Origin of the sequence: Flavobacterium sp. MFBS3-15 (assembly GCF_026107645.2) — a bacterium.
Taxonomy (GTDB): domain Bacteria; phylum Bacteroidota; class Bacteroidia; order Flavobacteriales; family Flavobacteriaceae; genus Flavobacterium.
Genome location: NZ_JAPCHV010000006.1, coordinates 171307 through 196447, shown reverse-complemented (window position 1 = coordinate 196447; position 25141 = coordinate 171307). Strand labels below are relative to the sequence as shown.

General features: G+C 46.7%; 21 protein-coding genes. 16 read left to right on the top strand and 5 right to left on the bottom strand.

Annotated elements, in window-relative coordinates; translation table 11 throughout:
• Window positions 1-50: 50 nt before the first annotated feature.
• Window positions 51-1118 (top strand): class II fructose-bisphosphate aldolase, encoded by a 1068-nt coding sequence (gene fbaA, locus OGH69_RS07110; protein WP_265173757.1) that lies wholly within the window; start codon window positions 51-53, stop codon window positions 1116-1118.
• A gap of 76 nt (window positions 1119-1194) precedes the next feature.
• Window positions 1195-2049: an acetyl-CoA carboxylase, carboxyltransferase subunit beta gene (gene accD, locus OGH69_RS07105; protein WP_265173756.1), complete on the top strand. Its 855-nt coding sequence runs from the start codon at window positions 1195-1197 to the stop codon at window positions 2047-2049.
• 303 nt (window positions 2050-2352) lie between these two features.
• Here accD and OGH69_RS07100 read toward each other — a convergent pair whose 3' ends face one another.
• A complete protein-coding gene (locus OGH69_RS07100; protein WP_265173755.1) occupies window positions 2353-3606 on the bottom strand; it encodes an ABC transporter permease in 1254 nt (417 codons plus the stop codon).
• A gap of 156 nt (window positions 3607-3762) precedes the next feature.
• Between OGH69_RS07100 and purH the strand changes: the two genes are divergently transcribed.
• The 6 genes from purH to rodA all read left to right on the top strand — a co-directional run bounded on the left by purH (window position 3763) and on the right by rodA (window position 10836).
• A complete protein-coding gene (gene purH, locus OGH69_RS07095; protein ID WP_265173754.1) occupies window positions 3763-5286 on the top strand; it encodes a bifunctional phosphoribosylaminoimidazolecarboxamide formyltransferase/IMP cyclohydrolase in 1524 nt (507 codons plus the stop codon).
• A 63-nt stretch (window positions 5287-5349) separates the two neighbouring features.
• Window positions 5350-6378, top strand: a complete 1029-nt coding sequence (locus OGH69_RS07090) for a rod shape-determining protein (RefSeq protein WP_265173753.1) — start codon at window positions 5350-5352, stop codon at window positions 6376-6378.
• Between the two features lie 12 nt (window positions 6379-6390).
• On the top strand, window positions 6391-7218 hold the full coding sequence (gene mreC / locus OGH69_RS07085; protein ID WP_265173752.1) for a rod shape-determining protein MreC: 828 nt from the start codon (window positions 6391-6393) through the stop codon (window positions 7216-7218).
• On the top strand, window positions 7211-7717 hold the full coding sequence (locus tag OGH69_RS07080; RefSeq protein WP_265173751.1) for a rod shape-determining protein MreD: 507 nt from the start codon (window positions 7211-7213) through the stop codon (window positions 7715-7717). Before mreC ends, OGH69_RS07080 begins: the two co-directional genes overlap by 8 nt.
• Window positions 7714-9579 (top strand): penicillin-binding protein 2, encoded by a 1866-nt coding sequence (gene mrdA, locus OGH69_RS07075; RefSeq protein WP_265173750.1) that lies wholly within the window; start codon window positions 7714-7716, stop codon window positions 9577-9579. The genes OGH69_RS07080 and mrdA overlap by 4 nt, the downstream gene beginning before the upstream one ends.
• The gene (gene rodA, locus OGH69_RS07070) at window positions 9580-10836 is read left to right on the top strand and encodes a rod shape-determining protein RodA (RefSeq protein WP_265173749.1); all 1257 of its coding nucleotides are present in this window, start codon (window positions 9580-9582) and stop codon (window positions 10834-10836) included.
• A 238-nt stretch (window positions 10837-11074) separates the two neighbouring features.
• Here rodA and OGH69_RS07065 read toward each other — a convergent pair whose 3' ends face one another.
• Together OGH69_RS07065 and OGH69_RS07060 are read right to left on the bottom strand one after the other, a co-directional pair.
• The gene (locus tag OGH69_RS07065) at window positions 11075-12175 is read right to left on the bottom strand and encodes an ABC transporter permease (protein WP_265173748.1); all 1101 of its coding nucleotides are present in this window, start codon (window positions 12173-12175) and stop codon (window positions 11075-11077) included.
• Between the two features lie 6 nt (window positions 12176-12181).
• Window positions 12182-14368 carry a carboxy terminal-processing peptidase gene (locus OGH69_RS07060; RefSeq protein WP_265173747.1) on the bottom strand — a complete coding sequence of 729 codons (2187 nt, stop codon included), beginning with the start codon at window positions 14366-14368 and terminating at the stop codon, window positions 12182-12184.
• A 141-nt stretch (window positions 14369-14509) separates the two neighbouring features.
• Between OGH69_RS07060 and surE the strand changes: the two genes are divergently transcribed.
• The 8 genes from surE to OGH69_RS07020 all read left to right on the top strand — a co-directional run bounded on the left by surE (window position 14510) and on the right by OGH69_RS07020 (window position 22239).
• Entirely contained in the window at window positions 14510-15301 is a 792-nt protein-coding gene (surE, locus tag OGH69_RS07055; RefSeq protein WP_265173746.1) for a 5'/3'-nucleotidase SurE, read from the top strand.
• Window positions 15302-15517: 216 nt separating this feature from the next.
• Window positions 15518-15997: a DUF5004 domain-containing protein gene (locus OGH69_RS07050; protein ID WP_265173745.1), complete on the top strand. Its 480-nt coding sequence runs from the start codon at window positions 15518-15520 to the stop codon at window positions 15995-15997.
• A 210-nt stretch (window positions 15998-16207) separates the two neighbouring features.
• Window positions 16208-16705, top strand: coding sequence for a hypothetical protein (locus OGH69_RS07045; RefSeq protein ID WP_265173744.1), 498 nt, complete (start codon window positions 16208-16210; stop codon window positions 16703-16705).
• A gap of 17 nt (window positions 16706-16722) precedes the next feature.
• Window positions 16723-17001: a hypothetical protein gene (locus tag OGH69_RS07040; protein WP_265173743.1), complete on the top strand. Its 279-nt coding sequence runs from the start codon at window positions 16723-16725 to the stop codon at window positions 16999-17001.
• A 384-nt stretch (window positions 17002-17385) separates the two neighbouring features.
• Complete coding sequence (locus OGH69_RS07035; protein ID WP_265173742.1) at window positions 17386-17874, top strand: lipocalin family protein; 489 nt, start codon at window positions 17386-17388, stop codon at window positions 17872-17874.
• 208 nt (window positions 17875-18082) lie between these two features.
• Window positions 18083-19195, top strand: a complete 1113-nt coding sequence (lpxB, locus tag OGH69_RS07030) for a lipid-A-disaccharide synthase (protein WP_265173741.1) — start codon at window positions 18083-18085, stop codon at window positions 19193-19195.
• Window positions 19196-19267: 72 nt separating this feature from the next.
• Window positions 19268-20011: a C40 family peptidase gene (locus OGH69_RS07025; protein ID WP_265173740.1), complete on the top strand. Its 744-nt coding sequence runs from the start codon at window positions 19268-19270 to the stop codon at window positions 20009-20011.
• A gap of 203 nt (window positions 20012-20214) precedes the next feature.
• Window positions 20215-22239 (top strand): ComEC/Rec2 family competence protein, encoded by a 2025-nt coding sequence (locus tag OGH69_RS07020; protein ID WP_265173739.1) that lies wholly within the window; start codon window positions 20215-20217, stop codon window positions 22237-22239.
• Between the two features lie 505 nt (window positions 22240-22744).
• On the opposite strand, the gene OGH69_RS07015 is transcribed toward OGH69_RS07020, so the two are convergent.
• Window positions 22745-23209 carry a thioredoxin family protein gene (locus OGH69_RS07015; protein ID WP_265173738.1) on the bottom strand — a complete coding sequence of 155 codons (465 nt, stop codon included), beginning with the start codon at window positions 23207-23209 and terminating at the stop codon, window positions 22745-22747.
• Window positions 23210-23428: 219 nt separating this feature from the next.
• The gene (locus OGH69_RS07010; RefSeq protein WP_265173737.1) at window positions 23429-25129 is read right to left on the bottom strand and encodes a peptide MFS transporter; all 1701 of its coding nucleotides are present in this window, start codon (window positions 25127-25129) and stop codon (window positions 23429-23431) included.
• Window positions 25130-25141: the final 12 nt, after the last annotated feature.

The window sequence follows — 25141 nt, the reverse complement described above, 5'->3', positions numbered from 1 at the left end:
AAAATAAAAATACTATTTTTGTAAATCAATTTTTTAAAACCCAAAAAACAATGGCCCATAACATTAAGCCCGGCGTAGCTACCGGAGACCAGGTTCAGGAGATATTCAAATATGCCAAGGAAAAAGGTTTTGCCCTTCCGGCAGTAAACGTTACCGGATCGAACACCATCAACGGCGTTCTTGAAACAGCGGCAAAACTGAAAGCCCCTGTAATCATCCAGTTCTCTAACGGCGGCGCTCAGTTCAACGCGGGTAAAGGCCTTAGCAATGACGGTCAGCAGGCTGCCATTCTTGGTGCGATTGCAGGTGCAAAACACATACATACATTAGCAGAAGCTTACGGCGCAACCGTAATCCTCCATACTGACCACTGTGCCAAAAACCTGCTTCCGTGGGTAGACGGCCTTCTTAATGCCAGCGAAAAGCACTTTGCCGAAACCGGTAAGCCGCTGTTCAGCTCACACATGCTTGACCTTTCGGAAGAGCCGCTTGAGGAGAACATTGAGATATGCGTGGAGTACCTGAAGAGAATGAGCAAAATGGGCATGACCCTAGAAATAGAGCTTGGCATCACCGGTGGCGAGGAAGACGGCGTGGACAACTCTGACGTTGACAGCTCGAAACTTTACACCCAGCCGGAAGAGGTGGCACATACATACGAAGAACTTAGCAAAGTTTCTGACAAGTTTACCATTGCAGCCGCTTTTGGTAACGTACACGGCGTATACAAGCCGGGCAACGTGAAGCTTACCCCGAAAATCCTTAAAAACTCCCAGGAGTATGTGCAGCAAAAATTCGGCACAGGGCCAAACCCGGTTGACTTTGTATTCCACGGAGGATCGGGCTCAACGCTTGAAGAGATCAGGGAAGCGATTTCATACGGCGTTATCAAGATGAACATTGATACCGACCTGCAATTTGCATTTACTGAAGGTATCCGTGACTATATGACTTCAAAAATAGACTACCTTAAAACACAGATAGGCAGCCCTGACGGCCCTGAATCACCAAACAAAAAGCACTACGACCCAAGGAAATGGGTACGCGAGGGCGAGGTGACCTTCAACAAAAGGCTGGAGCAGGCTTTTGCCGACCTGAACAACGTTAATACATTATAGTTGATGGTTGTCGGTTGACGGTTGACGGCTTTGATGTCCGGCAACCGACAACCGGCAACCCATAAATCCAAATTATATGGCCTGGTTTAAAAGAACGGAAAAAGGGATTACGACAGCGACCGAGGATAAGAAGGACGTTCCCAAAGGATTATGGTACAAATCGCCTACGGGCAAAATTGTAGATGCAGAAGAGCTTGCCCGCAACTTTTATGTTAGCCCTGAAGACGGTTACCATGTAAGGATCGGCAGCAAGGAATATTTCAACATCCTGTTTGACAACAACGAGTTTAAGGAACTGGATAAGGACATCACGTCTAAAGACACCCTAAAATTTGTTGACACCAAAAAATATGGTGACCGCCTGAAGGATGCCATGGAAAAAACAAAACTGAAGGATGCCGTAAGGACAGCAGTGGGCAAATCGAAAGGCAAAGACCTTGTGATTGCCTGTATGGACTTTGCCTTCATCGGCGGATCGATGGGAGCTGTAGTAGGCGAGAAGATCGCACGTGCCATCGACTACTCAATAAAGAATAAAATACCGTTCCTGATGATCTCCAAATCAGGGGGCGCCAGGATGATGGAAGCCGCTTACTCCCTGATGCAACTGGCCAAAACATCGGCTAAGCTGGCACAGCTGGCAGATGCAGGCATACCGTACATTTCGCTATGCACCGACCCTACAACGGGTGGTACTACAGCCTCCTACGCAATGCTTGGCGACGTGAACATCTCTGAGCCGGGAGCCCTGATAGGCTTTGCAGGACCAAGGGTTGTCAAAGACACCACAGGAAAGGACCTCCCGGAAGGTTTCCAGACGGCGGAGTTTGTACTCGAGCATGGCTTTTTGGACTTTATTACCCACAGAAAAGAGCTGAAGGAAAAAATCAACCTTTACCTTGACCTGATACAGAACGAGCCGGTACGATAATAACTGATCCCCCTTATCCAAGGGGGATTTTTTTTGCTTAAACTATTCGACAGAAAGCAGCCCGGTCAGGAAGAAAATTATGCCCTCTCTTAAAGTCCGTGTCGTGAAATGCGGAAAAAACAACGTGAACTGTATTTTTGTCCATGCTTTGTCTATGCTTTTATTTGCGGTCTTAATCTGCAAAAGAAGTTCATTTGTACATGAATATATGATGCAATAGGTATATTCTTTTATACAATTACCGAGTAATTGTTTTTAATTTTCCGGCGATACGGTAGAGGGGGCAATACCGTATCGCCATTTTTACATCCCGCTCCTGATGGCTTCTACAGGATCCAGCCTGGATGCGGATATTGCAGGAAGTATACCCGAAACCAATCCTATAGCCGTAGCGAGCGATGTACCTATTATGATGTTGCCCAAGCCAAGAACAAACTCAAATTCGAAAGCTTTTGTTAGCAGCACTGTAATGCCCCAAACCAATAGCATCCCAAATATTCCGCCGATAACCGATAGTATTACGGCCTCAAACAGGAACTGGAACAATATGAATTTGTTTTTCGCCCCAAGTGCTTTTTGAATACCTATGAGGTTGGTGCGTTCTTTAACGGATACGAACATGATATTGGCAATACCAAAGCCGCCCACAAGAAGCGAGAAAAAACTAATGCCCCATCCCACTTTGTTCATCATGCCTATCATCTGGTCGATCATCTCGGTAAAGCCCGCCAGTATGTCGATACTGAAATTATCGATCTCACCGCTCTTTACCCCGCGATAATTGCGCAGTTTTTGTCCTACATCGGCCTTAACAGCTTCTGCTTCCTCTCCGGGCAAAGGCTTTATGATAATAACCGGTGTCATGAAGTCATTGTGATCGCCATACATTTTACGCAGAAAGTTTACCGGAAAAAATATGGTGGTGTCATTACTGGGCATACCCAATGAGCCTGAACCCTGTTTTTGCAACACTCCGATAACAGTCATCTTGCGCCCATATGCCCTTATCTGTTTGTCAAGCGGATTTTCGCTACCGAAAAGCTTTTGTGCGATTTCATAACCAATTACTACCACACCGCTGCCGGCATTGGATTCCGATTCCGTATAAAAACGCCCCTCACCTATCTTAACGCTCTGGATATCGGTAAACTCATAGGAAACTGGCACCATATTGATATTGCTTACCGGCTGGTCGTTATATCGAATGGTTTCGGTTTTGGTGAATATCTGGAACGCCATTGCCTGTGCTGAAGGTACTGCCCCTTTCAGGTACTGGTATTCATCATACGTAACATCGGGGAACTGTTCCCGTTTCCAACGCGGGACATCAGAAGGGCCAAAGGAGAACCTTTTCAGGTACATGGTATTCTTGTCCACGGTACTCATGTCTTCCTTGATCTTCCTGTCAAGCGAGTCGACAGCTGCCAAGACCGCAATGATAGAAAATATACCTACGGTTACTCCCAACAGCGAAAGGAAGGTACGTAGCATGTTGTTGCGCAACGCATTCATGGCGAAAGCAAAGCTTTCTTTGAGCAAACGGAGGTAAAGAAGCATACTTAAACTATTGTCTCGTGTAAAATTCCGCAATTTTTTAAAAACCGCATACCCCAACGGTAATAAATTTTTAAAAAATCATGAAATTTTGAACAATTACACATTTAATGTACGGCCTACAATAACTACTTTTGCACTTTTAAACAACACAACAACATGAGCGTAAAAAAAATTTCATCGGCACTGGTATCAGTATTTGATAAGGAAGGGCTTGAACCTATTGTAAAACAGCTAAATGAATATGGCGTAACCCTATATTCCACCGGTGGCACAGAATCGTTCATCAGGGATCTGGGCATACCTGTAGTACCTGTTGAAGACATTACTTCTTACCCGTCAATCTTGGGAGGCAGGGTAAAAACGCTCCACCCGAAAGTATTCGGCGGCATACTGAACCGCCAGGACAATGAAAGCGATGTGCAGGAAATGAAAGAATATGCCATTCCGCAGATCGACCTGGTGATCGTTGACCTCTACCCTTTCGAAAAAACCGTGGCTTCGGGCGCATCGGAAACCGACATCATTGAGAAAATCGACATCGGCGGCATATCGCTTATCCGTGCGGCAGCCAAGAACTTTAAAGATACAGTGATTGTGTCATCGGTTGAAGATTATTCCCTTTTCCTTGACACATTCAACAATAATAACGGTGGAACAACACTTGAAGAGCGCAGGATGTTTGCTACAAAAGCATTCCACACCTCGTCGCATTATGATACCGCCATCTTCAGTTACTTCAATACCGACGAAGCCATCTATAAGCAAAGTGTGGCCAATGGGCAAACCCTTCGCTACGGTGAAAACCCCCACCAGAAAGGGTGGTTCTTTGGCGAATTTGATAAAATGTTCACCAAGCTGCATGGCAAGGAACTGTCCTATAACAACCTGCTTGACGTTGACGCTGCCGTGAACCTTGTGAACGAATTTAAAAACGACGGCCCAACTTTTGCCATCCTGAAACACAACAACGCCTGCGGACTGGCTACGAGGCCAACAGTTAAAGAGGCTTACCTTGATGCACTGGCAGCCGACCCTACTTCGGCTTTTGGCGGGGTACTCATATCGAATGCCAAAATTGACAAGGCTGCTGCCGAAGAAATCACCAAGCTCTTCTGCGAGGTGGTGATCGCCCCGGCGTATGATGATGATGCAACAGCCATCCTCCAGGAAAAGAAAAACAGGATCATACTTGTACAGCATGATGTGGAGCTTCCGCACAAAAATGTACGTACCTGCCTGAATGGTTTATTGGTGCAGGATAAAGACAATGTCACAGACAATAAAGAGCACTTAACTACCGTTACCATAACTTCACCTACTACACAAGAGACCGAAGATCTTCTTTTTGCATCGAAAATATGCAAGAACACCAAGTCGAACACAATCGTGTTTGCAAAGAACGGGCAGCTTATCGCCTCAGGCACCGGCCAGACATCGCGCGTGGATGCCCTGAAACAGGCTGTTGAAAAAGCACATTCTTTCGGTTTTGACCTTAACGGCGCCGTTATGGCAAGCGATGCATTCTTCCCGTTCCCGGATTGCGTGGAACTCGCCAAACAGGCAGGGATTACAGCAGTTATACAGCCCGGAGGATCGATAAAAGACGAACTGAGCATCAGCTACTGCAACGAAAATAATGTTGCGATGGTATTTACCGGCATCCGTCATTTTAAACATTAATTTTATTACTTTTACAGGCTTAAACTAATTAGATACCTAAACGCTTAATACAGTATACCAACTATGGGATTTTTTGATTTCATGACCGAGGACATTGCCATTGACCTTGGTACCGCAAATACCCTCATCATCCACAACGATAAAGTAGTGATAGACAGCCCCTCTATCGTAGCTCGAGACCGCGTTAGCGGCAAAATAATTGCCGTGGGCAAGGAAGCCAACATGATGCAGGGTAAGACACATGAAAACATAAAGACCATACGTCCGTTAAAGGATGGTGTTATTGCCGACTTTGATGCTTCCGAAAAGATGATCAGCATGTTCATCAAGAGCATACCGGCACTGAAGAAAAAACTGTTTACACCTGCCCTTCGCATGGTTATCTGCATCCCTTCGGGCATTACCGAGGTGGAGATGCGCGCAGTTAAGGAATCTGCCGAAAGGGTAAACGGCAAAGAGGTATATCTTATCCATGAGCCGATGGCAGCGGCAATAGGTATCGGCGTAGACATTATGCAGCCAAAAGGAAACATGATCGTAGACATAGGCGGCGGTACTACAGAGATTGCCGTTATCGCATTGGGCGGTATTGTGTGCGACAAGTCGGTTAAAATCGCCGGCGACGTGTTTACCAATGACATCGTATATTACATGAGGACCCAGCACAACCTTTTTGTTGGGGAAAGCACTGCAGAAAAAATAAAGATTTCCATTGGGGCGGCCATTGAAGACCTTGACTCGCCTCCTGAGGAAATGTCGGTACAGGGGCGTGACCTGCTTACGGGCAAACCTAAGCAGGTAGACGTTTCCTACCGCGAGATAGCCAAAGCCCTTGACAAATCGATACAAAGGATTGAGGACGCAGTAATGGAAACCCTCTCGCAAACACCACCGGAACTCGCCGCCGACATTTACAACACGGGTATTTACCTGGCAGGCGGAGGGTCGATGCTAAGGGGTCTTGACAAAAGGATTTCACAAAAAACAGACCTCCCGGTTTACATTGCAGAAGACCCGCTGAGGGCCGTTGTAAGAGGAACGGGAATGGCGCTAAAAAACATTCAAAAATTCAGGAGCATACTCATAAAATAACGGTAGTAATACATGCAGCAAATATTTAACTTTATATTTAAAAACAGTATTTTACTACTGTTTTTGCTGCTTTTGGGCATATCGTTAACGCTCACCATACAATCGCATTCCTACCACAGGAGCCGTGCGGTCTCTTCGGCGAATGCCATGACCGGCTATGTGTATGAGCAAATAAACAAAGTAGAGGAATACCTTAACCTGAAATCGCAGAACGAAGCGCTTGCCGCTGAGAATGCCGAGCTGAAAAGACTGCTGTACAACACACAGGACACCGCCAACATTCCTCCTGTACAATTGCCACAGGGATCCGGAAACTACAGGGTAATACAGTCCAAAGTCATAAAGAATTCCTACAACGAACAGGAAAACTACCTTACCATCAACAGCGGCCGCAGGGATGGCGTAGCGCCTGATATGGGCGTAGTAAGCAGCCGCGGCGTTATCGGTGTGGTAGAAAATACCTCCAAAGGCTATTCGACCGTCATCAGCGTATTGAACCGCAAGTTCAGGCTGGCTGTAAAAGTAAAAAAGAACAACCACATAGGCACGCTTACCTGGAACGGCAGGAACGCCGGTTTTGCCCAGCTTACCGATGTACCGAGGCTGGCCACGGTGGTAAAAGGCGATACCATTGTCACCGGTGCCGAATCGACCATTTTTCCGGAGAACATCCCGGTAGGAAAGATCGAAAAAGTATATGTAGACAAAAAGACGAACTACTACACGCTGGAAATACGCCTGTTTAACGACATGACCAGCCTGGGCCACATATACGTGATAGAGAACAAGGACCGCAACGAGATAAAACAGCTGGAGGAGGCCACAAAGCCAAATGAATAGTACGGTTATCATAAATATCATCAGGTTTGTGCTGCTGCTTGCCCTGCAGGTAGTGGTGTTTAATAACATCAACCTGTTTGGGCAGTACGACCCGTTCCCGTACATCCTTTTCATACTGCTGTATCCGGTAAACGGCAACAAGGCCGGATTGCTGGTTTCATCTTTCTTTTTAGGGCTTATACTGGATATGTTCATGAACTCTGGCGGAGCCCATGCGGCAGCCTGTGTAACGCTTGCCTACTTCAGGCCGGTGTTCTTTAAATTCTCCTTCGGAATCAGCTACGAATACCAAACGGTAAAGATAAATGACCGCCTTTCGCCGGAAAGGTTCTCATTTTTGTTGATTTCAGTTGTAACGCATCATTTAATTTTATACCTTTTGGAGGTATTCAGGTTCAGCCTTGCCCTGGACATACTTATCCGGGTTTTGGTGACAACCATTTTTACACTGCTCATTTCCATCATCATAATTTACCTCATTAAGCCCGGCAAACAATGAGAAAGATATTACTGCCCATCCTGATAATTGCCGCAACATTACTGATCGTGGCAAGGCTTTTTTATTTGCAGATACTCGACGACTCCTACATCAAGAAGTCGGAGAACAACGCGATAAAGATAAAATACGACTACCCCGAACGTGGTTACATCTACGACCGTAACGGCAAGCTTTTGGTTGCCAACCAGCCGTCGTATGACATCATGGTGACCCCCGGCGAAATGCCCGAAACCGGTACCGATACGCTCGAAATATGCAGGCTCCTCAACATTTCCAAAGAATATTTCAATGAGAGGGTTTCCAAGGCCAAGGTATACAGCTACAAACTGCCTTCGGTATTCCTGCCGCAGCTGAGCAAGAAGGAATTTGCGGCCTTCCAGGAAAAGCTCCGCAAATTCAAAGGCTTCGACATTGTTAAGCGTTCCCTTCGCGATTACCAGGTGAGTGTGGGCGCTAACGTCTTCGGATATATCGCCCAGGTAAATGACCCCATCATCAAAAGCAATCCGTATTATAAGAGCGGCGACCTCATCGGCAAGCAGGGCGTTGAAGAGATGTACGAAGAATACCTTCGTGGCGTTAAGGGCGTAAAATACATCCAAAAAGACCGCTACAACCGTGAAATAGGCTCATTCAAGGACGGGATTTATGATACCATAGCCGTACAGGGCAAAGACATTACGCTTACCCTTGACATGGAGCTGCAAAAGTATGGCGAGGCGTTGATGTTCGAAAAGCGTGGCGGCATTGTAGCCATCGAACCCAAAACCGGCGAGATACTAGCGCTCGTAACCGCACCATCCTACGACCCCGCCATCCTTGTAGGCCGCGACCGATCAAAGAACTACACGGCCATGTACAATGATACGATAGCCATGCCATTATTTGACCGGGGGCTTTTGGCCGAATACCCTCCGGGATCGCCATTCAAGATACTTTCGGGGCTTATAGGCCTGCAGGAGGAAGTGGTAGACGAAAACAGCACTTTTATGTGCCACCACGGATTTTCGTATGGGCGCGGTGCCTTCATGAAATGCCACTGCCCCGGTGGAGCTATACAGCTGCATAACGGCATCTACAAATCATGCAATGCCTATTTTGCCAATGTTTTCAAGTTGTCAATCGACAAATATCCCAAGCCCGAATACGGTGTGGATGCCTGGAGCAACCACCTGAAGAGCTTTGGCCTGGGTGATTTCCTTGGATATGACCTGCCCCCCGGACGTAAAGGGCATGTTCCCACCGCCAAGTTCTACAAACGTTTTTATCCCAATGGCGGCTGGAGGAGTTCGACCATCATTTCCAACTCGATTGGGCAGGGTGAAATTTCCATGACGCCTATACAGCTGGCCAACATGATGGCTACGGTTGCCAATGAAGGCTATTACTACACACCCCATATCATCAAGAAGATTGAAGGTGCGGAGATCGATAAAAAGTTCAAAATAAGGCACCAGACCACCATCGATAAGCAATACTTCAAGCCGGTTATCGACGGGCTGTTTGATGTGTATAACCTTGGTACCGCCCGCGGTGTTCGTGTTGAGGGCATAGAGATATGCGGAAAAACGGGTACGGCTGAAAACTTCACAAAAATCAACGGCGTACGCACACAGCTTCAGGACCACTCGATATTTGTGGCTTTTGCACCACGGCATGACCCAAAAATTGCCATAGCGGTGTTTGTAGAAAACGGATACTGGGGCGCACGCTGGGCAGGCCCTATTGCCAGCCTTATGATTGAAAAGTACCTGAAAGGCACAATATCTAGGACCGATCTTGAAACTAAGATGCTTACCCAGGGATTAAAAGACGAATATGCCAAAGTAATAAGCGGCAAGCCTTTTACCATCAACAAGTAAATGAAGAACCAGGGCGTAACAACTAATATGGACTGGATAACCATACTGCTTTACGCAGCATTGGTTGTCATGGGCTGGATGACGATCTATTCGGCATCACTGCCTAAGGAGACTACGTCTATATTTGACATATCGCAGATATATGGCAAGCAATCCATTTTCCTGCTGTCTTGCATCCCGCTGATTATAGTCGTCATGACAATGGACGCCAAGATATACGAGAAATTCTCACTGATTTTCTACGGATTGGGCATAGTATTGCTGGCAGGGCTTTTTGTAGCAGGTAAGACTATAAAGGGCCAAACCAACTGGTATGCCTTTGGCGGATTCAGCATGCAGCCTTCGGAATTTGCCAAGATAGGCACAGCGCTCATACTCTCCAAATACCTCAGTGACGTACAGATTAACCTAAGCAAAGTTAACCATCAATTGGTGGCCTTTGCCATCATCATTTTCCCTGTAATGCTCATCATGATGCAGCCTGATGCGGGGAGCGCCATGATATTCGGGGCCTTTTTCCTTGTACTTTACCGCGAAGGATTGCCCGGATGGTACCTGTTTACAGGGGCTGTTGCCATTGCCCTGTTCATATTAGCACTATTGGTAAAACCTTACATACTGGTGGGTGCTGCGGCGATAATCATTATTATCCAATATTTCCTGACCCGGCGTGCTTTCCGTAACCCTATATTATCGACGCTCATATTTGTGGCCATAGCCGGCTTTGTATTTTCTGTGGATTATGTATACGAAAACGTACTGGAAGACCACCAGAAAGACCGTATCAACGTGCTTTTCGACAAGGATGTCAACCAGCAGGCAGAAGGCTACAACCTTAACCAGTCGATGATTGCCATCGGCTCCGGGGGATGGTTTGGCAAGGGCTGGCTGGAAGGCACACAAACCAAGGGCGGCTTCGTGCCCGAACAACATACCGACTACATTTTCACCACAGTAGGTGAAGAATGGGGCTTTGTTGGCGCACTTGTCGTTATTGCCGTATTCATAACGCTGCTGCTCCGCATCCTCTACCTCGCAGAGCGCCAAAAATCTAAATTTAGCCGTACGTATGGGTATTGTGTCGCGGCCATATTGTTCATGCACTTTTTCGTGAACATCACCATGCTCATCAAGCTGTTCCCTACGATTGGTGTACCGCTGCCGTTCTTTTCGTATGGTGGGTCGAGCCTTTGGGCGTTTACCATATTGCTGTTCGTTTTCATCAAAATGGACGCCAACAAGGTGAATGAGTGGTAGGTTTTAGTTGAGAGTCACAGTCGCAGTTTTCAGTTTGGAACGCGGATGACGCTGATTGGGCGGATTTGACGCAGATTTCTTATGGATATCGTAAATCCCCTTGATCAACATTTCGTAGAGGTGCAGTCCCTGCGACTCTTACAATATTGGATACGTGAGACACAAGCATTGTGTCTCTACAAATATATCACAAAGGTGTTTTCGTAAACCCACTGAAAACTGCGACTGCGACTAAAAACTACTCACTCTTCACATCCAGCGCGTCCCTCAGTGCATTCCCCACCATCATAAAGGCAAGCACCAATAGCAGCATGGCAATACCCGGTGCGAGTGCCAGATAGGGTTTGCCGAGGATAATGTAATTGTAATGATCTTTTATCATGCCTCCCCAGCTTGGGATGGGTGGCTGTGCGCCAAGCCCGAGGAAGCTCAGGCCGCTTTCTACTAATATGGCAGACGCGAAGTTGGCTGCCGATATTACGATAACCGGCGCCATGCTGTTGGGCAGTATGTGGTTAAAGATGATCCTCGAATTGCGATAGCCCAGTGCCCGTGCGGCAGTAACGAACTGCATCTGCTTGATGCTCATGACCTGCCCGCGCACTACACGCGCAACTTCTACCCACATGGTAAGCCCTACGGCAACGAATACCTGCCAGAAGCCTTTACCTAACGCCAGCGTAATGGCAATGACAAGGAGCAATGTTGGGATGGACCAGATGATGTTGACCAGCCACATTACGAAAGCATCGACCCTGCCGCCATAATAGCCGGCAATCGCCCCGAAAAATATGCCCACCACCAGCGAAATGAACACCGCCACAAATCCTATGGCAATGGATACCCTTGAACCGATGATAAGCCGGCTCAGCAGGTCGCGTCCCTGGCTGTCGGTACCCAATATGAACTTTTGCTCTTTTATATAGTCATTAGATATGGTTTGAGCTTTAGCATTTTTGCCAAATGACGAAAGCGGGATAGTTTTGGAAACGGCCAGCGACGGGTCGTCCGTGTATTCGTAGTAGGTCAGGCTGTCGCCCTTTACCTCATACTTTAGGATAGGAATCTTTTGTCCGGGGGTTTCCCTGCCGGTAAAATATTCGGAAAAAGTTGTAGGTTCCGACGGGAAGTGCAGCATCGTTACCGTAAACCCCGGCGACTGGGAGTGGATGGAAAGATCGCCCCAGTTGGCATTCCTTGTTTTATCGGGTGCCAGGACATAGGCAAAAATAGAAATGAAAAGCAAAACCGCTATGAACCCTAAACTTAAAACGCCCCAAAAGTTCCGTTTGAACTTTTGGAGCGCCAAGCCTGTAAGCGATTGATTTGCTTTATCCATCAACCGTTACTTAGTTTTTTGAAGCGGTGCTTTTTGTACGTTGGCAGCAGCTTTCCCTGATGATTTGGGCTGCATGTCGTTGAGTATGTTCAGCGCTTCTTCTACGTAGATATCTTTTGAAAGGCTTTCATACCACCTCTCTTTTTTCTCAGCCAGCGAAGGGTCTTTCTTGAAGATCTCCTTTTCATACGGAAGGGATTCAAACTTCAGGCTGTTCTTATAATCATTCAGTGCCTTAAATTTCTTGGTCGCTACTTCATTTTTAGCTACTTCTGCTTTAAATTTCTCAGCATTAAGGCTAAATATGTTGTCGTCTTTCTTGGCATTTACCCATTTCGCATTCTCATCCATCAGCTTAAACTGCGGGTTGGCCGCAATCCTTTTTTTGCTGGCTGCGATAACACCTGCAAAGTTGTTCCTTACCGGCTTGTAGCTTGCAGGATCGATCTTGTCATACGGCATGGCATTGTCGGTATCGCGCTCACCCATGTCGATGTACGTGAACCTGTCCGGCATGATGATGTCGCTGTAAACGCCTTCCCTTTGTACCGATCCGCCATTCACCCTGTAATATTTCTGGGTGGTTGTTTTCAGTGCTCCGAGGTCGCCAAAGCTGTCATCGCGAACAAATTGGTTCAGGTCGATGATGTTCTGCACCGTACCTTTACCATAGGTATGCTTGCTGCCAAGGATAAGTCCGCGGTTGTAATCCTGTATGGCTGCCGCGAATATCTCCGAAGCCGAAGCCGAGAAGTTGTTTACCAGTACCACCAGCGGGCCATCCCATTGCACCCTTGAATCCTTATCATTAAGCACTTCTTTTTTCTTGCCGCTTGATTTCACCTGTACCATCGGCCCATCCTCGATGAATAGCCCGGCCATGTCTACGACAGTCCTCAGGGCACCACCGCCGTTATCGCGGAGGTCCATGATGATGCCTTCCACACCCTGCTGCTTCAGCCTTTCCACTTCAAGTGCAACGTCTTTGGCAGCATCGCGGCTGTCTTTGTTTTCAAAGTCGATATAGAATTTCGGCAGGTTAATGATGCCGTATAGTTTGCCGTCTTTGTTTACGATGCTCGATTTGGCGTACGTTTCCTCAATCTCCACAACTTCCCTGATGATGGAAATCACTTTAATCGAGCCGTCAACTTTTTTAACGGTAAGGCGCACTTCGGTACCCTTTTTACCCTTAATTTTCTTCACCACATCGTCAAGGCGTATACCGGCAATGTCAACCGGATCGCCTGTGCCCTGGGCTACTTTCATGATAAGGTCGCCCTGCTCAAGATCTTTGCCCCTCCAGGCAGGCCCGCCGGGAATGAGTTCCGAAATTTCAATGTAGTCGCCTTTCTTTTGCAGCCTGGCGCCAATACCCTCAAGGGAACCCCTCATGCTGGTATCGAATTTCTCTTTGTCGTCAGGTGCAAAATAGTAGGTATGCGGGTCGAAACGCTCGGCAATGGCATTCAGGTAAATGCTGAACCATTCATCGCGTTTAAAATCTTTTATGAAAGAGAAGTAATCGTTAAGCGACTTCAATGTCGACTCACGTGCTTCTTTTTCAAGCTCGGCAAAGGTCTTCTTAGGTTCGAATGCTTTCCCTTTATCTGTATTTTTAGCCGCAATCTCGTCCTGTAGCTTCTCTTTATCGGTAACCGTAGAAAGCACTGACAGTTTAAGCTGTTTTTCCCAGCGCTCCCTGAGTTCGCTATCATTCTTAACATACGGCATTTTCTCGTAATCCACGCTAAACTGCTCGTCCTTTTTAAAGTCGAACGGTTCGGCAAGGATTTCCTTATAAAAACCTTCCGCCTCCTTGATCCTTTCCAGCAAACGGGTGTTGGTCAGGTCGAAAAAAGTAAGATCCTTGGCCAGGATCATATCATCGATCTTGTCTTCATATTTTGAGAATTCATCGATATCCGATTGTGTAAAGAACCTCTTGGAAGGGTCTATCTGCTCCAGGTAGCTTTTGTATACTCCTTTGGAAAACGTATCGTCAATGGCGGCGGGGTCGTAGTGGCCTTTTTCAATTACATAGGTCAAAAGCTCCAACAGCACCATGTCCCTGTCGGGATCGCCCGATTTTTTCTGCGTTCCGGGCATGAAACTCCATAGCGCTACCGATAGTATCGCTACAAACAACAGTATTTTATAATTTCTCTTCATAAATTTTATAACGGCATTCATTAGTTTATCTTAATTACAATTTACAATAAAAAGCGTGCCAAACCTCCATCATCGCCAAAAAACTTCATTAGGGGTGCTTTGTGAAATTGTGTAATTTAGCAAACGTAAAAGTACGATACTTATTTTTAATTCTGCCAAACAATGAAGAAAAAACCGCTGATATTAGTTACGAATGACGATGGTATTTCCGCACCGGGCATACGCGCACTCATTGCCGTAATGAAGGAATTGGGCGAAGTTGTCGTGGTAGCTCCCGACAGCCCGCAGTCGGCAACCGGACATGCCATAACCATCAACAGCACGCTTTTCATCAACAAAATAGACATAGACCCCGATGTGGAACAGGAATACGCCTGCAGCGGAACGCCCGTAGACTGCGTGAAGTTTGCCGTAAACGAAATACTGAAACGCAAGCCCGACCTGTGCGTAAGCGGGGTGAACCACGGCTCGAACTCTTCTATAAATGTAATTTACTCGGGCACTATGAGTGCCGCAGTAGAGGCCGGAATTGAAGGCATCCCGGCAATCGGTTTCTCACTCCTTGATTACAACTGGAATGCCGATTTTGAGCCTGTAAAGCCATTCATCAAAAAAATCGCGCAACAGGTCCTTGACAATGGATTGCCTGAAGGCGTGATCCTTAATGTCAACTTCCCGAAACTTAATGAAAAAGATATCAAAGGCATAAAAGTGTGCAGGCAGGCAAAGGCCATGTGGGTGGAGAGCTTCGACAAGCGCACCAACCCGATGGGCCGCGAATACTACTGGCTGGGCGGCAAGTTCGTGAACCTCGACAATGGCGAAGATACCGACGAATGGGCCCTCGCCAACGGCTATATCTCGATGGTGCCGGTACAATTTGACCTAACCGCGCACCATGCGATACAGACGTTGAATGGGTGGGAGTTGCATAAACAGGATAGAAAAAATTAAAAAAAAATACATTTGTACGAAACTACTTTCAGTAATATAAAAAACTTGTAGTCAGACACCTACCGCAAATAAAAAGAATTCAAAACGCCTGTTGCCTGAAAAAAAATCAGCAACAGGTGTTTTTTTTATAAGAAATATGTAACAAAACCCGTTTATAGTAGTCATATAGCTAATTGTTCGCAATAAAATTATTAATCATCAATCAAATCAATCAAAATGAAAAAAATGACTATGGTTGCTTTCGCAGCAACCGCGCTATTGGCGCTATCCTGTTCAAGCGACGACAATGACACTACTACTTCTGCCGTAGCCGGAAAATGGAAACTTACTTCTGTAACTACTAACGAACCTTTTGACGGTAATGGTGATGGCACAGAATCTACAGACCTCCTTACAGAAGCCGGCAACTGCTTACCGGATTCATATCTTGAATTTGGCAGCGACGGAAGCTTTACTTCTTTTATGAATGTGGCCCCTGAAGAAGGCGCTACCTGCGAAGCCACTACAAAAGAAGGCTCTTACGAACTGGAATACCTTTCTGTTAAGACCGAAGTAGAGATCGAAGGCGAAACAGAGCGCATCACTTACCAAAAGTCGGGCAACCTGCTACGCATTAATATTCCTGAATTTTATCAGGCGGAAATAGACGGAAACCCTGTAAAACTGAACGCAAAAATGATCTTTACAAAACAGTAAATCCATAAGACTCAATCAGATGCCCCTGCAAATGCAAGGGCATTTTTTTTGACTATTATTTTGATTCATGACTGCAAAAATCGGCCATAAAACACGGCTGTCATTTAATACCATGGCAACATCAAAGGCAGGACTTACATACATTGAAGATTAGGTAAGAAAATACTGGCGCAACTTTTGTAGGGATTTTATAAAACCAATATAAATCCCATGAAAAAAATTACACTCCTTGCACTTGCGGCCATGACCGCGTTTGCATGCTTCGATGATGACAGCTCAACCACGAATACTTCACTTGAAGGGACTACATGGAAGCTCACCTCCCTGAACAGTTTTGATGGGCCAAAAGACATAAACTCTGATGGTATTTTTTCAGAAAACTTTTTTGAAGAGTATAGCTGCCTTGAAAACTCGTCTATTACGTTTGATGAAAATGCTACCGCGATTTTTTCGGCATGTTGCATATACGGCAGTTCAATACCGGATATAACTGAATATGAAACATCGGGAGACACTATAACTTTTTTCTACACTCACCTGGAAACAGGCCGAATTACCAACTGTTTTTTCATAAGGGAGGGCAACCGCTTAACGACATCATATAATCCATCTGCTGTTGAGTCTTACCCCTATACACCCGGCACCGGAGAGTATGGTGACCCGTCAGCCATTTTCAGGCAAACTACTTTTATTTACACAAAACAATAATTACCAACCATTTTAAAATGAAAAAAATTACACTCCTTGCACTCGCGGCCATGACGGCGTTTGCATGCTCCGATGATGATAGTTCAAACAATGCCCCGCCTGACGGCACATGGAAACTTACCTACATAGACCTCAACCATCCTCCGCAGGATATTAACGGTGACGGCACAGGCTCTGAAAATTATCGACGAAATTGTCTGCACTACCGTTTCAAAGATCGTTTTTGGAACTGGCAATACAGCAGTTTTCCCCCGTGCATTGCTTTTCGGAAGACCCGTATGAAGATGAGCAGGTAACCTTTGAAGCCTCAGGGAACAACGTCACTTTCACCTATACTTTAACAGAATTGGGGGTAGTGGGAAAAACTACCTATCGCAGGCAAGGGAATACCTTACCGCTACTTTTGATTTTGATGGCGATTATTACCCCTACATACCGGGCCTGGGGCAATTCGGAGACATAACAACCATCTCTCAAGCGACCTTCGTATACACGAAGCAATAGGATATTAAAAATAAAAATTTTTAACCAACCCTCAAATCATTGAAAATCATTTTGTTAAAATTAACAGGAAAAATAATTTTAAATTTTACGGTTAAAAAATTAATTTTTGGCACGGCTATTGCAAAATGCTTCGCCGTTAACATAAATTTTTAATCATCAATCAAATCAATCACAAAATGAAAAAAATTTCAATGGTTGCTTTCGCAGCAACAGCCCTTATGGCAATGTCATGTTCAGACGACGACAGCTCAAACAGCGTAGCCCTTAGCGGAAAATGGAAACTTACCAAAATCACGACCGACCAGGCTTTTGACGGTAACGATGACGGTACTGCCAGCAAAGACCTTATTGCTGAGACAGGGCAGTGCTGGACGGCTACGTATTTGGAATTTTTAGCCAACAATGAGGCTATAAATTTCCTGAGCACACCATGGCTGGGCAATGAATGCTATACAGCAGAAACCGAAGGCACCTATGCAGTTGACGGAAATTCTGTAGTTGTATCATCAACTGATGAAGAGGGCGAGAGCAGCGATTTTGAATTAACTAAAACAGGGAACAAGCTGAAATCGTATGTGCCTGATTTTTATGAGGTGGAAGTGACCGTGGGCGGCGAAACGCAAACAGTTTCTGTTGCTGCCACACTGGAATTCACAAAAGAATAATTGCCACACACATTATTTTGGACTGTGCCCCTGCAATTGCAGGGGCTTTTTATTTGGCTCAGGCCGGGCATTTGCAATAAATTGTTACATATCTGAAACAAAAACCAACACATCCATTATTGAATTGTACCCTGACAATAACGGGACATTTATTTGGAACTTTCCCCCAAATAAAAAATTGTATTTTTGGACAACCAAACTAAGGCAAATGAAATACTACATTATAGCCGGCGAAGCGTCGGGTGACCTGCATGGTTCGAACCTGATGAAGGAACTTTATAAAAAGGACCCACAGGCAGACATCCGCTTTTGGGGCGGCGACCTGATGCAGGGTGCAGGCGGCACATTGGTAAAGCATTACTGTGACCTGGCTTTTATGGGTTTTGCCGAAGTGGTCCAGAATCTGGGCACCATCCTGAGTAACATAAAGTTCTGCAAGCAGGACATCCTGGCCTTTCAGCCCGATGTCATCATTTTCATAGACTATCCCGGCTTTAACATGCGCATTGCCAAATGGGCGAAGGAGCGCGGCATCCCGACGCATTACTACATATCGCCGCAGATATGGGCATGGAAGGAAAGCCGCATCAAAGCCATACGGCGTGATGTAGACAGGATGTACATCATACTGCCTTTTGAAAAGGATTTTTACGAAACAAAGCACAACTTCCCGGTGGAGTTTGTGGGGCACCCGCTTATCGATGCCATACATAACCGCAAGAAAGCGGACCCTGACAACTTTAAAAAAGAGCATGGCCTGGATGACAGGCCGGTTATTGCCCTGCTTCCCGGAAGCAGGAAACAGGAAATATCCAAAATGCTCGAAGTAATGCTTTCGGTAGTGAATGATTTCCCGGATTACCAGTTTGTCATTGCCGGTGCGCCGTCACAGGAATATGCGTTTTACCAGCGGTTTTTGGGCAGCAGCAACGTAAAGTTCATTTCCAACAAGACCTACGACCTGCTCAGCATAGCCCATGCGGCGCTGGTAACTTCAGGAACCGCTACGCTGGAAACTGCGCTGTTTAAAGTTCCCGAAGTAGTTTGCTACAAAGGCGGATGGATTTCCTACCAGATCGCGAAGCGCATCATCACCCTGAAATACATCTCGCTGGTAAACCTGATCATGGACAAGGAGGTGGTTAAAGAACTCATCCAAAATGACTTTAACAAAAAAAACATAAGGGAAGAACTGCAAAAGTTATTAACACCTGCCTATCGTGAAAACCTGCTGAAACAGTACGATTTACTGGAGGAAAAGCTTGGCGGCGAAGGTGCCAGCGAGAAAACAGCAAACCTCATAATCAAACATTTAACATAAGTTCTTAAATTGACCTTAAAATTATTTTTCTATATTTGTCAAAAACGAAGTAGAATTATAAGATAAGAAGATTTGAAGAACCTCCGCCCCATAACCCTGGCTTTGTTCCTTATTGCAGCATTCAGCGCAAAGGCACAAATTGTAACTTCCAAAAAAGAAGCCCAAAAAAAGGGTATCTATTCCTACACTGAAACCGCCGCCACCCCTACTCAGGCACCGACTGCTAAAAAGCCTGTCGTAAAGGAAACAGCCGCACTGGACAATAAAGACCTTATTGCCTATGAACCGGTTCAGAAAAAGCAAATAGTAAAAGGGCCGAACAAATCTGCAAACGAACTGCCGAAGAAAAAATCTTCAAAAAAAGACTTCAAAAAACTACTTACCGACTCGCCTGATCCTGATTTCGTTCCTGAAACTGATAACTACCTGGCATTACAGATCGTAAACAACGCCCTCGATTTTGTGGGCGTACGCTACAGGGCCGGCGGAACTACCCGCGACGGCATGGACTGCTCGGGCATGGTATTCAGCACCTTCAAAATATTCGACATCACGCTGCCGCGAAGCTCAGCCGGAATGGCCGGTGCAGGCCGCGAAGTGAAACTTTCTGAAGTGAAAAAGGGCGACCTGCTCCTTTTCAAGAACAGCCATAACAGGCGCAGCATCAATCACGTAGGCATCGTAACCGAAGTGACCGAAGAAGGCGAAGTGCTTTTCGTGCACTCGTCTACAAGCTCGGGTGTCATCGTTTCATCGATGAATGAGGCTTACCATGCACGTACTTTTGTGCAGGCCAACAGGGTCATCGAAGATTAATCTTTTTCCTCCAAAACACATTCCGGATCTTTTACCGCTTAACCTGACAGGGGTATTTTAGGGTATTTAAGGATATAAAAGGGAAATTTATGACCCTTCCGGGGGTATTTTAAGGTAACTACATGATGATTTTAGGGTATACCCAATAGGATATTTGGGTAACATGAAGCATTTTTCCGTATGTTTGTTTCAATCTGCGGTTTATGAAGGCATTGCGGTTTCCAATCATCAGCATCACACTCTTTTTTGCGGCGGGCATCCTGGCGGGTTACGGGCTTTCTATCTCCATAGAATTTATTTATCCATTTTTGGCGATTGCATTAACAGGACTTATTACAGCCTACGCCATCGCAAAAAAACAGCTCCTCCCAAAACCCTGGTTCGGGATGGCAACCTGGCTGTTTGCCTTTGCCGTGGGCATGCTCGTACAGCACCTCCACTACCCGCCCAACCAGCAATTGCATTACACCCATCAACTGAAAAACGGCGAAACCCCTGTCCTGAAAACCGTAGTATCCGAACGCCTCAAGCCCAACGAATTCTCCGAAAAATACTATTTTGAGATGCTTGCCGCCGATGGTAAACCGGCCTCGGGCAAGCTGCTGGTAACCGTACCCAGGGACAGCCTGCACAAACTGCTCACACCCGGAGATGCCTACTACATCGCCGGCGGCCTGAAACCCATACAAGGCGCACTCAACCCCTACCAGTTTGACTATTCCGGTTATATGGAAAAGCAGGGCGTGTTCCACCAGGTGCGGCTGAAGGATAATTTCGCAAAGGCCGGGCACATCAATACCTTCGACTCCTATGTAGGCAGCCTGCGCGAAAAGCTCATCCGCAGTTTCGATATCCATGATTTTGACGCGAAGACCCGGAATGTCATCAATGCGTTACTGCTGGGCCAGCGGCAGGACATGGACAAGGAAACCACCGAGAGCTATGCCAACGCCGGCGTACTGCACATACTCGCCATCTCGGGGCTGCATTTCTCCATGCTGTTCTATATCCTTACGCTGCTGCTCCGGCCCCTCAACCGCTTCCGCCGCAGGGGCGAATTGCTTCAACTGTTCCTCATACTGGCATTACTGTGGGGCTTTGCGTTCATTACGGGCCTGTCGGCATCGGTGGTAAGGTCGGTGGTCATGTTCAGCATCATCCTCATCGGGCAATATGCCAACCGCACTACCAACATCTATAATTCGCTGGCCCTGTCCATGCTGGTGCTGCTTTTGGCCAGGCCGATGTTCCTGTTTGATGTCGGTTTCCAGCTCAGCTACATTGCCGTGTTTTCCATCGTCTGGCTCCAGCCACTGTATAAAAAGGCAAGGGTTTCGAAATACGCCGCTGTCAACTATGCCATCGACACGGTACTCATCTCCCTTGCGGCGCAGATTGGCGTACTGCCGCTCAGCCTCTACTACTTCAACCAGTTCCCGTTGCTGTTCATGGCGGCGAACCTCGTCGTGATCCCACTATCGAATGTTATACTGGTCCTTGGCCTCATTGTGCTACTGCTCAATTTCATCGCGCCGCCCGTAGCCATTTTCCTTGGCCATGCCCTGGAGTGGCTCATCATGGGCATGAACGCGTTCATCGCCCGGGTGGCCTCATTCGACAAACTGGTTTTGAAAGACATCCCTTTTACGCTGCTGCTTAACATTTCGCTCTACACCATCCTTATCCTGATGGTGCTTTGGCTGTTCCGTAAAAGCTATGCACGAACGGCAGCAGTATTGGTTGCCATACTTGCCTTTCAGGGCATTTATACGCTGACTGTCCAGGACAGCAAAACCCATGACGAACTCGTGGTATTCAACAATTGGGACGGACCGTTGCTTGCCGTAAAGGAGGACAGCCGCATTACCGTTTACAGCAACGACAGCCTCGCCCTGCAAAGCCCCGTTGTAAAATCGTACCGCAAGGGCAGCTTTGCGGGTGAAGTCAGCATTAAGCCCCTGCGCAGCCTTTTATGGCACAACGGGAGCAAGGTGCTGGTTGTCGACAGTGCGGCCACCTACAGCCCGCAAATGAAGCCCGACGTGCTGGTGCTCACCCATTCGCCAAAAGTCAATTTGGAAAGGCTACTGTCGGAACTCAAACCGAAACAGGTCGTAGCCGATGCCAGCAATTACAAATCGTACATTGCGCGCTGGGAAGCAACCTGCCAAAAGCAAAAAATCCCTTTTCACGCTACCGCAGAAAAGGGATCTTTCAGGATTGAATAATTAACTTCTTATTTTAACCACACAGATACATAGCCCTTAGGGGTGGTTATAAGTTCAATTGAGCTATACTAAGGGAAGCGACGCTTCCGCTATGTGCGGGTATGTTTGCTTTACTCGTGCCGCCTGCCACTATGAAGCCTATGTATCTATGTGGTTAAAATTCTCTCAAAAAGCAAAAAATCCCTTTTCACGCTACCGCAGAAAGGGGATCGTTCAGTATAGAATAAATAACCTCTTATTTTAACCACATAGATACATAGCCTTTAGGGTGGTTATAAGTTCAATTGAGCTACACAAAGGGAAGCGACGCTTCAGCTATGTGCGGGTATGTTTCCTTTAATCGTGCCGCCTGCCACTATGAAGCCTATGTATCTATGTGGTTAAAATCCTATCAAAAAGCAAAAAATCCCTTTTCACGCTACCGCAGAAAAGGGATCTTCCAGAATTGAATAATTAACGTATGCATTTACTCCCGCAGCTCCCGTTTAGGGTGCAGCCGTGAAGCTTAGTAATTCTTTTTAAGTGTGTCCAGCAATAATTCCGGCGTATAATATCCTACGAGGGTGTTCAGTATAGCGCCCTTGGCATTGAAAACGATCATCGAGGGATAGCCCTGCACCTGAAGGAACGAAGCAAACTCATGCTGCGCATTCCTGCCCTTGCGGCCTTCTACAAAGCCGGGGTTGCTGTACTTTTTACCTTTGAAGTTGATATCGCCCTTGCCTTCGGCGTTAAACTTTACCGCATAAAAGTTATCGGAAATGTATTTGGCCACGGCCGGGTCGCTAAAGGTATTCTTGTCGAGCATCTTGCACGGCCCGCACCAGTCGGTATACACGTCCATGAAAATAGGCTTGGCCTTTTTCTTTTGCGCGGCAAGCGCCTCGTCCATGGTCATCCATTTTATTTCCTGTGCCTGCACCGCCATTGTACCAAGGCCGATGAACAATGCTAAAAGTATTTTTTTCATAATTGTAAATTCGTTTTTTATCGTTAGGCAAAAACAATGCCGAAGTTATTAAACTTATGAATTTGCATTAACCACATAGATACATAGGCTTCATAGTGTTTTACAACCCGCTAACAAAACATATGGCCACATAGAGGAAGCTACGCTTGAAACTCTGTGTAAATATGCCTCCTGAAATTACCAGCCACGGGCTATGTGCCTATGTGGTTAAAAAAAACGTTATGCCGCGCCTTTCATCTGTTTTTTAAGTATCGGCGAAATCACCAGCAGCAAAATACCGGCGCCAATGGCGACATAACCTATACTTTCATACCCGGCTGTGTACTGCTCCAGCTTATCAAGGTTCGTAGGGTTCTTGATGGATTTGTCTACCGTTGCCAGGGCCGAACCGATAAGGCCTGCCCCATATTGCCCGTAGGCGCTCGCAAGGAACCATGTACCCATCATCACGCCATGAAGCCTGCCGGGAGTAAGCTTGGTCACCATCGAAAGCCCGATCGGCGAAAGGCACAGCTCACCCAATGTTATTACCAGGTAGGCGAACATGAAGCTCCACAGGGGCGTAAACCCGGCTGCATTCGCCATGAACTTGCTGGCAAAGAATACCAGGAAGCCCAAGCCGAGGAATACGAAGCCAAGCCCGAATTTCACTACGGTGTTCGGTTCCGATTTCCTTTTGCTCAGGTAGATCCAGAGCATGCCCACAAGCGGTGCAAAGATCACTACCCAAAGCCCGTTGATCGTATTGTTCACCTGGGTCATGTTGAGCCCGTGGCTTTCTACGTTGCCTATCGCAAAGAAGTTAAGCGATCCCCCGCCCTGCTCGAAGAACGACCAAAACAGTACCGAGAAGAGTATCAGCACCACCGCCACAAACATCTTGCTCTGCTCCTCCTTGGTCACTTTCACAAGCGTATAGATCAGGAAGCCCAGGATAAGCACCGCAATGGTCATCATGAACAGGTCGCTGAACTGCACCATGTAGGGTATCGGGTTGCCATCCGCATCGGCATCATTCCCGAAAAGGAAGGTAAAATCGATCTCGAACGGGAAGTATACCAGCACAAAGAAGAAAGGTATGAACAATATGGAAAGGATGTATACCCAAACGTTTTTGTTGATGCCTGCCCTTGTTTCCTTCAGCTTTTCAGGAGCCGGCGGAAGGCCGATTGGGCCAAGCGATTTTTGCGTGAACAGGAACAGTGCCAACCCGCACAGCATGCACACGCCTGCCAGTGCAAAGCCCAGCGACCAGCTTACCGATGTGCCGATATAGGCAATCGTAAGCCCGCTCAGTACCGCACCAATGTTGATGCCCGAGTAGAACAGCGAGAAGCCCGCATCACGCCTCGGGTCGCCCGGGCGGTACAGCGCACCTACCATTGTGGAGATGTTCGGCTTAAAGAAACCGTTGCCCACAATGAGGATACTGATACCGGCATAGAATGCAAATGCACCCGGGAATGCCATGGTAAATGTACCTATGGCCATAAGGATGCCGCCCCAGAATACCGACTTTCGGAAACCGAAGATCTTGTCGGCAAACATACCGCCCACAAAGGCCATGGCATAAATGAACGCCTGGATGAGGCCGTATTGCTTGTTGGAAGTACTCTCTGCCGCACTCCGGTTATTGATGTCGGAGGTTTCAATATAGTACAGCGGGTGGTCCTGCGTCAGCTCCTCATGGTTCTGCTTCTGGAACTCCACTTTTTTTGCTTCCATTTCGGCAGCGCCCAGCGGCTTATAATCGGCCGTGAGTATGAGGTGCGAAATGTAAAGCCCCAGCAGCGCCCGCATTCCGTAGAATGTAAAGCGTTCCCACATTTCTATAAGGAAAAGGTACCAAAGCTGCTTTGGATATTTGCCCTTAAAATCCTGTATCTTCTCCAGCTCTACGGATTGGTTTGATATTTCCATTGAAATCAGTAA

Excerpts from the sequence above, each read along its gene's own strand:
- mreC (WP_265173752.1), top strand. The coding sequence starts at position 6,391 with ATGCAGCAAATATTTAACTTTATATTTAAAAACAGTATTTTACTACTG.
- OGH69_RS07060 (WP_265173747.1), bottom strand. The coding sequence starts at position 14,368 with ATGAATGCCGTTATAAAATTTATGAAGAGAAATTATAAAATACTGTTG.
- OGH69_RS07050 (WP_265173745.1), top strand. The coding sequence starts at position 15,518 with ATGAAAAAAATGACTATGGTTGCTTTCGCAGCAACCGCGCTATTGGCG.
- OGH69_RS07020 (WP_265173739.1), top strand. The coding sequence starts at position 20,215 with ATGAAGGCATTGCGGTTTCCAATCATCAGCATCACACTCTTTTTTGCG.
- OGH69_RS07065 (WP_265173748.1), bottom strand. The coding sequence starts at position 12,175 with ATGGATAAAGCAAATCAATCGCTTACAGGCTTGGCGCTCCAAAAGTTC.
- fbaA (WP_265173757.1), top strand. The coding sequence starts at position 51 with ATGGCCCATAACATTAAGCCCGGCGTAGCTACCGGAGACCAGGTTCAG.
- surE (WP_265173746.1), top strand. The coding sequence starts at position 14,510 with ATGAAGAAAAAACCGCTGATATTAGTTACGAATGACGATGGTATTTCC.
- OGH69_RS07010 (WP_265173737.1), bottom strand. The coding sequence starts at position 25,129 with ATGGAAATATCAAACCAATCCGTAGAGCTGGAGAAGATACAGGATTTT.
- OGH69_RS07035 (WP_265173742.1), top strand. The coding sequence starts at position 17,386 with ATGAAAAAAATTTCAATGGTTGCTTTCGCAGCAACAGCCCTTATGGCA.
- OGH69_RS07090 (WP_265173753.1), top strand. The coding sequence starts at position 5,350 with ATGGGATTTTTTGATTTCATGACCGAGGACATTGCCATTGACCTTGGT.
- lpxB (WP_265173741.1), top strand. The coding sequence starts at position 18,083 with ATGAAATACTACATTATAGCCGGCGAAGCGTCGGGTGACCTGCATGGT.
- OGH69_RS07015 (WP_265173738.1), bottom strand. The coding sequence starts at position 23,209 with ATGAAAAAAATACTTTTAGCATTGTTCATCGGCCTTGGTACAATGGCG.
- purH (WP_265173754.1), top strand. The coding sequence starts at position 3,763 with ATGAGCGTAAAAAAAATTTCATCGGCACTGGTATCAGTATTTGATAAG.
- accD (WP_265173756.1), top strand. The coding sequence starts at position 1,195 with ATGGCCTGGTTTAAAAGAACGGAAAAAGGGATTACGACAGCGACCGAG.
- rodA (WP_265173749.1), top strand. The coding sequence starts at position 9,580 with ATGAAGAACCAGGGCGTAACAACTAATATGGACTGGATAACCATACTG.
- OGH69_RS07040 (WP_265173743.1), top strand. The coding sequence starts at position 16,723 with ATGAAAAAAATTACACTCCTTGCACTCGCGGCCATGACGGCGTTTGCA.
- mrdA (WP_265173750.1), top strand. The coding sequence starts at position 7,714 with ATGAGAAAGATATTACTGCCCATCCTGATAATTGCCGCAACATTACTG.
- OGH69_RS07080 (WP_265173751.1), top strand. The coding sequence starts at position 7,211 with ATGAATAGTACGGTTATCATAAATATCATCAGGTTTGTGCTGCTGCTT.
- OGH69_RS07045 (WP_265173744.1), top strand. The coding sequence starts at position 16,208 with ATGAAAAAAATTACACTCCTTGCACTTGCGGCCATGACCGCGTTTGCA.
- OGH69_RS07100 (WP_265173755.1), bottom strand. The coding sequence starts at position 3,606 with ATGCTTCTTTACCTCCGTTTGCTCAAAGAAAGCTTTGCTTTCGCCATG.